This is a genomic window from Nonomuraea sp. NPDC048826 (assembly GCF_043198225.1).
Lineage (GTDB): Bacteria > Actinomycetota > Actinomycetes > Streptosporangiales > Streptosporangiaceae > Nonomuraea.
The window spans coordinates 106353-118814 of sequence record NZ_JBICUQ010000013.1 but is presented as its reverse complement, the minus strand read 5'-3'; the positions used below and the strand labels follow the sequence as shown (position 1 = coordinate 118814).

13 protein-coding genes and 1 pseudogene are annotated in these 12462 nt (G+C 71.4%); 4 read left to right on the top strand and 10 right to left on the bottom strand.

Features of this window, described 5'->3' with window-relative positions; genetic code table 11:
- Positions 1-6 precede the first annotated feature (6 nt).
- The 3 genes and pseudogenes from ACGFI7_RS38590 to ACGFI7_RS38580 all read left to right on the top strand — a co-directional run bounded on the left by ACGFI7_RS38590 (position 7) and on the right by ACGFI7_RS38580 (position 899).
- The gene (locus tag ACGFI7_RS38590; protein WP_393413675.1) at positions 7-264 is read left to right on the top strand and encodes a hypothetical protein; all 258 of its coding nucleotides are present in this window, start codon (positions 7-9) and stop codon (positions 262-264) included.
- Positions 264-335 (top strand): annotated as a pseudogene (locus tag ACGFI7_RS38585) (hypothetical protein); the annotation flags it as partial. The gene ACGFI7_RS38590 and the pseudogene ACGFI7_RS38585, both read left to right, overlap by 1 nt.
- A gap of 54 nt (positions 336-389) precedes the next feature.
- Complete coding sequence (locus ACGFI7_RS38580; RefSeq protein WP_393413859.1) at positions 390-899, top strand: hypothetical protein; 510 nt, start codon at positions 390-392, stop codon at positions 897-899.
- Here ACGFI7_RS38580 and ACGFI7_RS38575 read toward each other — a convergent pair.
- The 4 genes from ACGFI7_RS38575 to tdh all read right to left on the bottom strand — a co-directional run bounded on the left by ACGFI7_RS38575 (position 889) and on the right by tdh (position 5169).
- Positions 889-1878, bottom strand: coding sequence for a hypothetical protein (locus tag ACGFI7_RS38575; RefSeq protein ID WP_393413673.1), 990 nt, complete (start codon positions 1876-1878; stop codon positions 889-891). The genes ACGFI7_RS38580 and ACGFI7_RS38575 overlap by 11 nt on opposite strands.
- A 65-nt stretch (positions 1879-1943) precedes the next feature.
- Positions 1944-2873 carry a LysR family transcriptional regulator gene (locus ACGFI7_RS38570; RefSeq protein WP_393413671.1) on the bottom strand — a complete coding sequence of 310 codons (930 nt, stop codon included), beginning with the start codon at positions 2871-2873 and terminating at the stop codon, positions 1944-1946.
- A gap of 98 nt (positions 2874-2971) precedes the next feature.
- Positions 2972-4141 carry a glycine C-acetyltransferase gene (locus ACGFI7_RS38565; RefSeq protein ID WP_393413669.1) on the bottom strand — a complete coding sequence of 390 codons (1170 nt, stop codon included), beginning with the start codon at positions 4139-4141 and terminating at the stop codon, positions 2972-2974.
- On the bottom strand, positions 4141-5169 hold the full coding sequence (gene tdh, locus ACGFI7_RS38560) for an L-threonine 3-dehydrogenase (protein WP_393413668.1): 1029 nt from the start codon (positions 5167-5169) through the stop codon (positions 4141-4143). The genes ACGFI7_RS38565 and tdh overlap by 1 nt, the downstream gene beginning before the upstream one ends.
- A 186-nt stretch (positions 5170-5355) precedes the next feature.
- On the opposite strand from tdh, the gene ACGFI7_RS38555 reads away from it, so the two are divergent.
- Entirely contained in the window at positions 5356-6489 is a 1134-nt protein-coding gene (locus tag ACGFI7_RS38555; protein ID WP_393413666.1) for an ROK family protein, read from the top strand.
- 53 nt (positions 6490-6542) lie between these two features.
- Here ACGFI7_RS38555 and ACGFI7_RS38550 read toward each other — a convergent pair whose 3' ends face one another.
- The 6 genes from ACGFI7_RS38550 to ACGFI7_RS38525 all read right to left on the bottom strand — a co-directional run bounded on the left by ACGFI7_RS38550 (position 6543) and on the right by ACGFI7_RS38525 (position 12406).
- Positions 6543-7619, bottom strand: coding sequence for an SPFH domain-containing protein (locus ACGFI7_RS38550; protein WP_393413664.1), 1077 nt, complete (start codon positions 7617-7619; stop codon positions 6543-6545).
- 3 nt (positions 7620-7622) lie between these two features.
- Positions 7623-8057: an NfeD family protein gene (locus ACGFI7_RS38545; RefSeq protein ID WP_393413662.1), complete on the bottom strand. Its 435-nt coding sequence runs from the start codon at positions 8055-8057 to the stop codon at positions 7623-7625.
- 78 nt (positions 8058-8135) lie between these two features.
- Entirely contained in the window at positions 8136-9293 is a 1158-nt protein-coding gene (locus tag ACGFI7_RS38540) for an Ig-like domain-containing protein (RefSeq protein WP_393413660.1), read from the bottom strand.
- A 73-nt stretch (positions 9294-9366) separates the two neighbouring features.
- Positions 9367-10470 carry a fumarylacetoacetase gene (fahA, locus tag ACGFI7_RS38535; protein ID WP_393413658.1) on the bottom strand — a complete coding sequence of 368 codons (1104 nt, stop codon included), beginning with the start codon at positions 10468-10470 and terminating at the stop codon, positions 9367-9369.
- On the bottom strand, positions 10467-11240 hold the full coding sequence (locus ACGFI7_RS38530) for a hypothetical protein (protein WP_393413657.1): 774 nt from the start codon (positions 11238-11240) through the stop codon (positions 10467-10469). Before ACGFI7_RS38530 ends, fahA begins: the two co-directional genes overlap by 4 nt.
- Positions 11237-12406: a homogentisate 1,2-dioxygenase gene (locus tag ACGFI7_RS38525; protein WP_393413655.1), complete on the bottom strand. Its 1170-nt coding sequence runs from the start codon at positions 12404-12406 to the stop codon at positions 11237-11239. Before ACGFI7_RS38525 ends, ACGFI7_RS38530 begins: the two co-directional genes overlap by 4 nt.
- Positions 12407-12462: the final 56 nt, after the last annotated feature.

The following is a 12462-nucleotide window of genomic DNA, read 5'->3' as shown; positions in this document are numbered from 1 at the left end:
ACACCCATGAACCTGTCGACAAAGCTGCGGCACGAACTGGCGGCCAAGATCGGCTCCCCGGGCTGGCGCACCGCGCTGAAGACGGTTCCCCGCGAATCGTTCCTCGGGCAGGCCGTGTACAAGTACGAGCCCGAGCGCGGCTGGGTGCCGGTGCGACGCTCCGAGATGAGCACCGAAGACTGGCTTCGCCTGGCCTACACCGATGAAACGTGGGTGACGCAGATCGACAATGTGCTGGCCGAGGACGCGACCGAACCGCCCTGATGTGCTGCCGGCTCGGCTACGAGGTCGGCGCGCCCTACGATCGGCTCATCGCCACCTGCGCGGTACGTATGATCCCCCGTGCATGGATACGGCAGGTCCGTCAGGGCGGGACGATCACGGCACCCATGCTGGGGTGGACGGGAGGGGTCGCCTTCGCGCATCTCCACGTCGCCGACAGCACAGCCGGTGGCAAATTCCTCAGCGACAACGTGTATTTCATGCCCGCCAGACCGCACGCGGCCCCGTCTCTCGACGCTATCCAGCTAGGCGTCGGAGACAGGAGTGAGACCAAGACGGATCCGTCACTGCTGAAGAACGACACGGCCCTGTTCGTGGCCCAGCTCGCCGCCCCTCAGGCGCAGCATGCGTGGGCGGGGGACATCCTGACACTCGACGACACCGAGACAGGCTCGCACGCCGACGTCAGGCCGGCCCCTGGCGATGGATGGGTGGTCCATCAGAACGGGCCGATCCGCATATGGGACGCGGTCGAAAAGGCTATCGCGACATGGCGGGAAGCAGACAGCCCCCATCAGTCCGGCTTCGGGCTCACGGTCACCCCCGAGAGTCAGCGGGTGTGGCTCGGCCAACCCGATGGGCCTTCCTGGGAACTTCCTCGCAGCCTCAGCGCGTGACACGCGCCAGGAACACGATGCCCCCGATCGCCAGCGCCGCCGCGCCCAGCCAGATCAGCACGTTCAGCACGTTCAGCCCGCCCGGCTCGGACTCGGCCGCCGCGCTCGTGCCCTGCGGGTCCGGCCGCTCGGACGGTGTCGGAGCCGGCGTCTCGGCGGCCGGCAGCGGCACCCGGTAGACGGGGCTGCGCGCGCCTTCCGACCCGGTGAGCAGGGCCGTGCCGTCGCGGGTGTAGGCGATGGACTCGGCCTGCTTCAGCTCCGGCATCGGCACCCTGGCGATCGTCTTGCCCGACGGCTCGTACAGGGTGGCCGAGAAGTAGGTGCGGATCACGTACGACGACCCGTCGGGCGCGTAGGCGGCGTCGGTGGCCATGATCGGCGCGCTGCCGACGCGGCGCAGCGTGTTGGTCCTCCCGGTACGCAGCTTCTTGGGCGCCGCGTACACCCCGCCCGAGAACTCCTTGGTGACCACGTGGAGCCGCCCGGTGCGGGGATCGACCATGATGCCCTCGGCGTTCCTGGCGCCGTCGGCGTAGCGGAACCGGTAGCGGACGGCGGGCAGCGTGGCGTCGGCCAGCGTGCGCGGCTCCATCACCTTGTAGACGGAGACGTCGGGCCAGGCCCCGTCGAGGTTGTCGCCGATGTCGGCGAACCACAGCACCCCGCGCCCGGTCGCCGGGTCCTTGACCGCCGCCATGGCCTCCCAGTCGCGCGCCTCGGCGCCGCGCAGCCGGAACGTGGCCTTCGTCCGGCCGTCGCCGCCGACCGCGTAGAACTCCGGCTGGGCCGAGCTGTCGTTGTGGGTGTAGTAGACGTCGTCGTGGGTGGGCGAGACGGCGAGGCCGCTGGACTCGGTGATGCGCGGGTCGCGGAAGGTGAACAGCCGCTCCGCGTCGTCGGCCGCGGCCGCCGCCGGGGGCAGCACGGCCAGGGCGGCCAGCGCCACCCCGAGCGTCCTGATCAACGGTCCCCCCACGCCGCCATCATGCCCCAACGCGGGCCGGCTCAGCGCCACGCGTCCGAGGCCGGGGCCCCTCCGGGTCACTCGCCGAACGACGCGCTGAGGTCCTGGAGGGTGGCCAGCAGGGGCCGGAGCAGGGGGTGCGAATCGGCACCACGGCGGACGGCGGCGAAGACCCGGCGTTCCGGGCCCGGTACGTGCCGGACGGCGATGCCCGGCCTGGCCATGTCGCGCAGGGCCAGCCGGGGCACCAGCGCGACCCCCGCACCGGCGGCGACCAGGGCGACCACGGCACGGAAGTCGTCCGAGCAGTGGGCGAACCGAGGCGTGAACCCGGCCTGTTCACAGGCGAAGGCGATCACGTCGTGCACCGGATTCCCCGGGTACGGCCCGATCCAGGTCTCCTCGGCGAGCGCGGCCAACGGATGCCCCTCGAGGTCGGGCCGTTCCATCGGCCGCGTGTCCTGGTCGGCCAGGGGGTGGGTTTCGGGGAGGACCAGGTCGAAGGGTTCGGCGTACAGCGGGACGCGGGAGAGGCGGCGGTCGTCGGGGGCGCCTCGATACTCGACCGCGATCGCCACGTCCGCCTCGCTGTCGAGGAGCATGGTCAGCGACTGGTCGCCTTCCGCGTCGCGTACCCGGACCTGGAGACCGGGGGCGGAGGCGCGCAGGGCTGTGACGGCCGGGGCGAGGACGGCGCTGATGGCGGTGGCGAAGCAGGCCACGGTCACCTCGCCCGCCGCGCCCGTGGTGTAGTCGGCGACCTCGGCGCGGGCCCGTTCGAGCTGGGCCAGGACCTCGTCGGCGTGCCCCAGCATGATCTTGCCGACGGCGGTGAGGTGGACGCCGCGGCCGTCGCGGATGAACAGCCGGTGCCCGACCTCGTGCTCCAGCGCGGCGAGCTGCTGTGACACGGCGGACGGGGTGAGGTGCAGGGCGGCGGCCGCGGCGGTGACCGTGCCGTGGTCGGCCACCGCCTGGAGCGTGCGCAGCCGCCGGGTGTCTATCACGCCGCGAGAATACGCCTCCGGGCGAGAAGCTTCCCGACCGGGAAGCAGCCCGGCCGGAAGAGGTTAGGCAGGGAAGGAGCCCGGCCGGAAGGAGCAGGTCAGCCGCGGGCCTGGATGAACGCGTCCACCGCGCGGTCGACGTCGGCGGCGGTGTGGGCGGCCGAGAGCTGGACGCGGATCCGGGCCTGGCCGTGCGGCACCACCGGGTAGGAGAAGCCGATCACGTAGACGCCCAGCTCCAGCAGGCGCTCGGCCATCGCCCCCGCCTCGGCGGCGTCGCCGATCATCACCGGGACGATCGGGTGGTCGCCCGGCAGGATGTCGAACCCGGCCTCGGTCATCCGGCTCCTGAACCGCTCGGTGTTGGCCCGCAGCTGCTCGCGCGCCTCGCTGGTGGTCTCCAGCAGGTCGAGGATGCGCAGCGAGGTGGCGGCGATGGCCGGGGCGAGCGAGTTGGAGAACAGGTACGGGCGGGAACGCTGGCGCAGCAGGTCGCAGATCTCCTTGCGGCCGGACACGTAGCCGCCGGACGCCCCGCCCAGCGCCTTGCCGAGGGTGCCGGTGATGATGTCGATCCGCTCGGTCACGCCGTGCAGCTCGGGGGTGCCGCGCCCGGTGGGCCCGACGAAGCCGACGGCGTGGGAGTCGTCGACCATGACCATGGCGTCGTACCGGTCGGCGAGGTCGCAGATGTCGGCCAGCGGCGCGAGGTAGCCGTCCATGGAGAACACGCCGTCGGTGACGATCAGCCGCCTGCGCGCGTCGGCCGCCTCCTTCAGCCGGGCTTCCAGCTCGGCCATGTCACGGTTGGCGTAGCGGTAGCGGCGGGCCTTGGACAGGCGGATGCCGTCGATGATGCTCGCGTGGTTGAGCGCGTCGGAGATGACCGCGTCCTGGCCGTCGAGCAGGGTCTCGAACACGCCGCCGTTGGCGTCGAAGCAGGAGCTGTAGAGGACGGTGTCCTCCATGCCGAGGAAGTCCGACAGCCGGGCCTCCAGCTCCTTGTGCACCTCCTGGGTGCCGCAGATGAACCGCACCGAGGCCATGCCGAACCCCCACCGGTCCAGCGCCCGCTTGGCGGCCTCGATCACCTCGGGGTGGTCGGCGAGGCCGAGGTAGTTGTTGGCGCAGAAGTTGAGCACCTCCTGGCCCGCCACGCTCACCCGAGAGCTCTGCGGGGTGCCGATGACGCGCTCGGGCTTGAGCAGCCCCGCCTCGGTGATCTCGTCGAGCGTCGCACGCAGCTGGTCACGTACGTTCGTGAACATCAAGCACTCCAATCAAGAATGACCTTGCCGGTGCGGCCGCTCGCCGCCGTCTCGAAGGCGGTCTCGAAGTCGTGGTACGGGAAGCGGTCGGTGATCACGGGGGTGAGGTCGAGGCCCTTCTCGATCAGGACCGACATGTTGTACCAGGTCTCGAACATCTCGCGGCCGTACACGCCCTTGATGGTCAGCATCGAGGTGACCACGGTGGACCAGTCGACGGCGAACTCCTCGGCGGGCAGCCCGAGCATGGCGATCCTGCCGCCGTGGGTCATGCTGGCGATCATCTCGCGCAGCGCCGCGGGGCTGCCGGACATCTCCAGGCCCACGTCGAAGCCCTCTTTCATGCCGAGCTGGCGCATGCCGTCGGCCAGGGAGGCGCGGGAGACGTTCAGCGCGAGCGAGACGCCGAGCTTGCCGGCCAGGTCGAGCCGCTCGTCGCTGACGTCGGTGATGGCCACGTTGCGGGCCCCGACGTGGGTGGCGACGGCGGCGGCCATCAGGCCGATCGGGCCCGCGCCGGTGATCAGCACGTCCTCGCCGACCAGCGGGAACGACAGCGCGGTGTGCACGGCGTTGCCGAACGGGTCGAAGACGGCCGCCACGTCGGGGTGGACCGGCACCCGGTGCACCCACACGTTCGTCGCGGGCAGCGTCACGTACTCGGCGAACGCGCCGTCGCGGTTCACGCCCAGGCCGATGGTGTTGCGGCACAGGTGGCGGCGGCCGGCCATGCAGTTGCGGCACTTGCCGCAGACGATGTGGCCCTCCCCGCTGACCAGGTCGCCGACGGCGATGTCCTCGACGCCGGGCGCGATCTCGACGACGTGACCGGAGAACTCGTGTCCCACGATGAGGGGAAGCTCCAGGGTGTGCCGCGCCCACTCGTCGAACCGCTGGATGTGGAGGTCGGTGCCGCAGATGCCGGTGCGCAGCACCCTGATCTTCACCTCGCCCGGCCCCACCTCCGGCTCCGGCACGTCGACCAGCGACAGGCCCGGCTCGGCCCTCTCCTTGACCAGTGCTTTCATCGCGAGCATCCCCCTCTTCGAAACGTAACGCACTGTGCCCGCTCACCGCCGGACGTGTCCATCGAGGAGTTCTTAAGTGCCCCCACAGCTCCGCTTCACGCCGCAGGTCAGAGCGGGGGCACCCTTACGTAAGGGGGTTGGTTAAGTAGGATGACGGCTTTCGGTCGTCCGACGGGGAGGAATGCGGTGCGACAGCAGAGCGGCGACGCGTCCGTCCTGCGCAGGCTCAACTCCGCCGCCATCCTGCGCCACCTGCGCGCTGCGCAGGTGGCGACGCTGTCCGAGCTGGCGAGGGGCGCCCGGGTGTCCAGGCCGACGGCCGAGGTCATCGTCGACGACCTGATCGCCGAGGGCTGGGCGGAGGAGTGCGGCGACGAGCCCGGTGACCGCCAGCGGGGGCGGCCGGCCAGGCGGTTCAGGTTCCGGGCCGCGTCCCGTCACGTGGCCGGCGTGGGCGTCGGGGCGTTGCTGCTGCGGGCCATGGTGTCCGATCTGGGCGGCTCCGTCGTGGCGTCGCGTCAGGTGCCGAACCACGCGGCGATGTCCGCCCGCGAGCGGGTCGACGCCATCGCCGAGCTGGTCGAGGACGTCTGCGCCGACGCGGGGCTGCCCGTGGCCGAGCTGGTCGCGGTGGGCGTCGGCACGACCGGCGTGGTGGACGGCGCCGGGCGGGTGGTCAAGAGCGTGGTGCTGCCCGGCTGGAGCGACGTCGACCTGCACGGCGAGCTGGGCCGCCGGCTGCCCGCGCCGGTGCTGGTGGAGAACGACATGCGGCTGGCGGTGCTGGCCGAGCACTGGCGCGGGGCGGCCAGGGGCCGTCAGGACGTGGTCTATCTGTTCACCGAGAACCGGCTCGGGCTGGGCCTGCTGATCGGCGGGCGGACGCATCGGGGCGCGCACGCCGCCTCGGGCGAGATCGGACGCCAGTCGGGCGACCACTGGCAGGCGTTCCGTCACCTGGCCGACTACGCGATGGCGGTCGAGCCGGGCGAGCTGCGCACCCACCAGCAGGCCGCCGAGTTCGCCGTGGCCAGGGCGGAGGAGGGCGACGAGCGCGCCAAGGCGGCCGTCCGTGCCTTCGCCGCGCACCTGGCCGAGGGCCTGCTCACGCTGGTCAACCCGCTGGACCCGGAGCTCGTGGTGATCGGCGGCAGCCTGTCGCGGGCCGGTGACCTGCTGGTCGGGCCGATCCAGGACTATTTCGACGACCGCTGCCTCTACCCGCCCGAGGTGGTCGCCTCCGGCCTGGGCGGCGAGTGCGTCACGCTGGGCGCTCTCAGGTGGGCGCTGGACCACGCCGACCAGGTCCTGTTTTCGTAGACCGGCTGAATAATTCAGCCCGCCCTGCCGTGGCAGGGCGGGCTGTGAGCGGGTCAGCGCTCGGCTTGGTCGCGCTGCCGGTCGAGGTCGGCGAGCGGGTCGGGTTGCCGGGCGCCCTCGGTGAGCTGCCGGGGGCCGTTCGGCCGTTCGGTGCTCTGGGCGTCGGCGACCGCCTCGGCCGCCGCCTCCGTGGCCTTGGCGATCTCCTCGTCCATCTCCGACGCCTGAGGCACTTCCTCGCGGGTGGCGGCGGACGGCGGGAGCGCCTCGGTGAAGGCCTTGGACACGCCCTGCAGCGCCGAGGTGACCTCGCTGGGGATCACCCAGAACGTGTTGCCCTCGCCCTGCGCGAGCTGCGGCAGCACCTGGAGGTACTGGTAGGCGAGCAGCTTGGGGTCGGGGTCGTTGCGGTGCACCGCCTGGAAGACCTGGTCGATGGCCCGGGACTGGCCCTCGGCCTCCAGGATCGCGGCGGAGCGTGCGCCCTCGGCGCGCAGGATGCGGCTCTGCTTCTCGCCCTCGGCGGTGAGGATCTGCGACTGGCGCTGCCCCTCGGCGGTGAGGATCGCCGCGCGCTTGTCGCGCTCGGCCCGCATCTGCTTCTCCATCGCGTCCTTGATGGTCTTCGGCGGGTCGATCGCCTTGATCTCCACCCGGTTGACCCTGATGCCCCACTTGCCGGTGGCCTCGTCGAGGACGCCGCGCAGCTGGCTGTTGATGGTGTCGCGGGAGGTGAGCGTCTTCTCCAGGTCCATCGAGCCGACGACGTTGCGCAGCGTGGTCACCGTGAGCTGCTCGACCGCCTGGATGTAGTTGGCGATCTCGTAGGCGGCCGCGCGCGGGTCGGTGACCTGGAAGTAGAGCACGGTGTCGATCTCGACGACCAGGTTGTCCTCGGTGATGACCGGCTGCGGGCGGAACGACACGACCTGCTCACGCAGGTCGATCATCGGATAGACGCGGTCGATGTACGGGATGACGAAGTTGAGGCCGGGCTTGAGCGTACGGTGGTAACGGCCGAGCCGCTCGACGTTGCGCGCTCTAGCCTGGGGCACGATGCGCACCGCTTTCAGCACGGTGAACACCGCGAAAAGGATGACGAACAGCCCTACCAGCAACAGTGGATCCATATCTCACTCCCGGGGATAAACGAGTGCGGTGGCGCCGTCGATTTCGATGACGTCGACGGTGGCACCGATCGGGATCACGAGTGTCTCGTCGTAGGCGCGGGCCGACCACTCCTCGCCGGCCAGGCGGATCCGGCCGCTGTGACCCGTGACCTCGGACAGCACATAGGCGGGCTTGCCGACGAGCGCCTCGACGCCGAACCTCGTCAGCGGTGGCTGACGGATGTTGTGACGCTGCACGATGGGCCTGATCACGACCAGCCCGGCGGTCGACGTCAGCGCGAAGACGAGCAACTGCAACGGCACCGGCAGGCCGATCGCCGCCGCCCCGGCGGTGAGCAGAGAAGCGACACCGAGCAGGCCGAGCGCGGCGGTGAGCGTGAAGATCTCCAGCACCCCGAGGAGAACTGCGGCGATCACCCAGAGAATCCATCCATCCATGCTCCGGCCCTCCTGTAAGTAATAACGGGCCTGTACACGCCATCGTTCCCTCTTTCCACCGTAATCCGGGAATCACGCTCACGGCAGAGGCGCGTTGGCACGCGAACGCAACGCACTTCCTTCGCGCCATTTCTCCCAGGAAAGCTGCCAGAATCCCCATCCGTTGTCCCATTCGAGCGCGCGGTCGGTGCCCGTGATCACCACCGGGTCGCCGCGCAGGGAGTGGGTGTAGAACCAGGCGGCCTGGTCGGGGCGGGCGTTGACGCAGCCGTGGCTGACGTTGCGGCGGCCCTGGGCCCACACGTTGTCCTTGGCGTGCACGTACTCGCCGCTGTCGGAGATGCGGACGGCGTGGTCGATCATGACGTCGTAGTAGCCGGGGTCGCCCTCGGCGCGGCCGGGCGAGACCATCCGGACGGGATGGCCCTTCTCCATGGTCAAATGGACGCCGCTGGTCGTGGTGTATTCGCGGGTGGTGGCCATGCCGGCGCTGATCGCCATGTCCTGCGCGGGCCGGCCGTCGCGGTGCACGGTCATGCGGTGGGCGCGGGTGTCGATCCGGCTGGCCTGGTGGCGGCCGACGGTGAAGGCGAACGTGCGGTCGGTGGTGCCGTAGACGCCGGGGGCCGAGCGGGTGCCGGCCAGGTGGGCGGTGACGGTGACCTGCTGCCTGGCGGGCCAGAACCGCCGGGTGCGGTAGACCACCCGGGTGTCGCCGATCCACCGCCAGGCCCCTTCGACCGGCTTCTCGGCCCTGACCTCCAGCGCCCGCTCCACCGCGGCCCGGTCGCGCACCGGGGCGTCGAAGTCGAGGACGACCGGCATGCCCACACCCACGGTCTCGCCAGGCAGCGGGGCCGTGGCCGCCAGCTGGAAGGTCCGCTCGGCGGCGCGGGTGCGGAAGCGGCCGGCGGCGACGGTGCGGCCCGCCGCCGTCACGGCCACCGTGTACTCGGCGCCGGGCCGCAGCGCCCACTGCGAGCGCCAGGTGGTGCGCGCCGCGTCGAGGCCGCCCCGTACCGGGACGCCGTCGGCGTGGACGACGACCCGGTGCAGCGGGCCGCCCTGGGCGCGCACCACGAGGCCCAGGTCGGGACGGGCCCGGTCGGCGCCGAGCGGCGGGGAGACGGTGACCGCGGGCGGGCGCGGCGGCGGCGCCTGAGGCGTCACGGCGCCGCAGCCGCCCGCGGCGACGAGGCAGGCGGCAAGGGAGATCGTCGCGGCACGCCGCAGCATGTCACTCCTGCTTTCCTGGGGAAGGGGAGCCTCAAGGTTAGCGAGGAGTCACGGTACGAGCACCCGGAGTCACTTATCCGACTTTTCCGGTCACCTCTCCGAGGCTGATGTCGCCCGCGGTCGCGCGGATCGTCACCGTGTCCCCGTCCTGCAGGAACGCCCGGGTCTCGCCGCCGTTCAGCTTGATGGGGTCGGTCCCGTTCCAGGTGAGCTCGATCAGCGAGCCGCGCTCCTCGCGCTGCTCCCCGGAGACCGTGCCGCTGGCGAACAGGTCGCCGGTGCGCAGCGACGCGCCGTTCACGGTCAGGTGGGCGAGCATCTGGTCCGGCGTCCAGTACATGTTCCGGTACGGAGGCCGGGAGACGACCTCGCCGTTGAGCTCGACCTCCAGCGTGACGTCGAGCCCCCAGTCGTCCTTCCTGCGCAGGTAGTCGAGCGGCGGCGGGTCCTGCGTGCGCCCCGGCGCCCGGGGCAGCGCCTCCAGCGGCGTCACCCACGGCGAGACGGAGGTGGCGAACGACTTGCCCAGGAACGGCCCGAGCGGCACGTACTCGAACGCCTGGATGTCGCGCGCGCTCCAGTCGTTGACCAGCGTCACCCCGAACACGTGCTCCTCGAAGGCGCCGGCCGGAGAGCCCAGCTCGGACGGCACGCCCACCACGAACCCCAGCTCGGCCTCGATGTCGAGCTTCGCCGTCGGCCCGAACTCGCCGGCCCGCAGCTGCCCGTGCGGGCGCCTGATCGGCGTGCCGGACGGCACGACCGTGCCCGCCCTGCCGTGGTAGCCGACGGGCAGGCGGCGCCAGTTGGGCTTCAGCGGCTCGGAGTCGGGGCGGAAGATGCGCCCTACGTTGGTCGCGTGCTCCAGCGAGCAGTAGAAGTCGACGTAGTCGGCCACCTCGAACGGCATGTGCAGCCGCACCCGCTCCAGCGGGATCAGGTGGGGCTCGGTCACCGCGAGGTCGCCGGACAGCTTGTTCCTGATCAGCCGCCGCGTGTCGTGCCAGGCCGAGCGGCCGCGGGCCATGAACGGGTTGAGCGAGGGAGCGGCGAACACCTCGTCGTGCAGCGCCGCGGCCAGGTCCAGCACCCGGTCGCCGTAGCGGACGCCCACCCGGGGCGCCTCGCCTCGCCGGGAGAAGACCCCGTAGGGCAGGTTGTCCAGGCCCCAGCTCACGCGTCCTCCTCGATCAGTTGCAGGGTCCGCAGGTCGTCCAGCGGCGTGGTGGTGCTGCACGAGCCGTAGCTGACCAGCAGCTGCCTGGCCCGCTTCGCGGTCTGCTCGGGCACGGTCCGCGAGATGCGCGCGAGGTGACCCACGTCGGTGGTGCGCAGGGCGGGCACCGGGTCGCGGCCCTCGACGGCCTCGCACACGGCCAGCAGCAGGTTGAGGAAGCCGTGCCGGTCGACGCCCAGCGACGGGTCGAAGTGGCGCACGGCGTGGTGCAGCCCGGCGGTGGCCTTGAACGGGATGTCGCCCGCCACGCAGAACCGGATGAACGCGGCGAGCTGCTCGGCCGCCGGGAACGCCTGCGGCTGTTCTCCGCCGCAGCGCACCTTCAGGCCCACGCCCTCCGGCACGTCGGGGACGAACTTCCTGGGCGGCACCTCGACGAACAGCCGCACCCCCTGGGGGAGCAGCCGCCTCAGCTCGTGGGCCAGCTCCTCGACGCTCCGGTCGGGCGGCAGCTTGGCCTCGGCGATGTCGATCGGCAGGCCGTCGAGGTCCGGCAGCTCCGGCGTGTCGAGGATCAGCCCGATCCGCCGCGGCGTGAACGGTTCGGCGCGCAGCCGGTCGAGCCGGCTGGCCGGGCAGAGGAAGCGGTGGGTCAGCACCGGGCTGCCCCGCTCCTGGTCGCGCCGGTGGCGGTCCAGCGCGTCGGACATGTGCAGTGACGTCGGCGGGAACAGGCCCGCGTCGTCGATCAGAGCGGTGTAGAGCATCATCGTGACCAGGTCCAGGCGTATCCGGGGTCCTCGCAGGCCAGCGCGCCCTGCCCGAGGTCCAGCGGGCGGAAGGTGTCGACCATCACCGCCATCTCGCTGGTGGTGGTGACGCCCCGGGCGACGGCGTCGATCACGGCCTCGACCGCGCCGGGCTGCGGCCCGTGCGTGAAGCCGGCCGGGTGCAGCGAGATCGAGCCCACGTCGATGCCCGATCCCCGGCGCGCCGAGTAGTCACCGCCGACGTAGAACATGAACTCGTCGGAGTCGACGTTGTGGTGGTTGTACGGGATCGGCACCGAGTCGGGGTGGAAGTCCAGCGGGCGGGGGCAGAACGAGCAGATCACGAAGCCCGGCCCCTCGAACGTCTGGTGGACGGGCGGCGGCGCGTGCGTCTTCTTCACGATCGGCTCGAAGTCGTCGATGTTGAACGCGTACGGGTAGAGGTAGCCGTCCCAGCCGACCACGTCGAACGGGTGGTGCCGGTAGACCAGGCGGGTCAGCCCGCCCCGGGTGCGCACCAGCACCGGCACCTCCTCGCCCTCGGCGAGCAGCGGCTCCTCGGGCGCCCGCAGGTCGCGCTCGCAGTAGGGGGCGTGCTCCAGGAACTGGCCGTACTGCGACAGGTAGCGCTTGGGCGGCCTGATGTGCCCGGACGCCTCGACGGCCAGCACGTTGACCCGGCCCTTCGGCACCCAGCGGTGGATGGTGCCGGTCGGGATGACCACGTAGTCGCCGGGGCCGGCCTCGATCACGCCGTACGTGGACTCGAAGCGGGCCGTGCCGTCCTGGACGTACACGCACTCGTCGCCCATCGAGTTGCGGTAGAGCTCGCTGGGCCGGTCGCTGGTCGCGTACGACAACCGGACGTCGCCGTTGCCGGCCAGCAGGATGCGCCCGGACACCAGGTCGCCGGCGCTGACCAGCTCGGTGGTGCGGAAGTGGCGCGGCGACAGCGGCAGATTGGGCGACAGGCGCGTGTCGCCGGTCGGCGTGACGGCCTCGGCCTTGATGATGGCGGTCGGCAGGTGGCGGTGGTAGAGCAGCGACGAGTCGGAGGAGAACCCCTCCTCGCCCATCAGTTCCTCGGCGTACAGGCCGCCGTCGGGCCGCCTGAACTGCACATGGCGCTTGCGGGGCACCTCGCCCACCGCGCGGTAGTACGGCATCCGCCCCTCCCGAATCGTCCGTTTATCGGACGTAAGTGTCCTCTATATGTGACAAC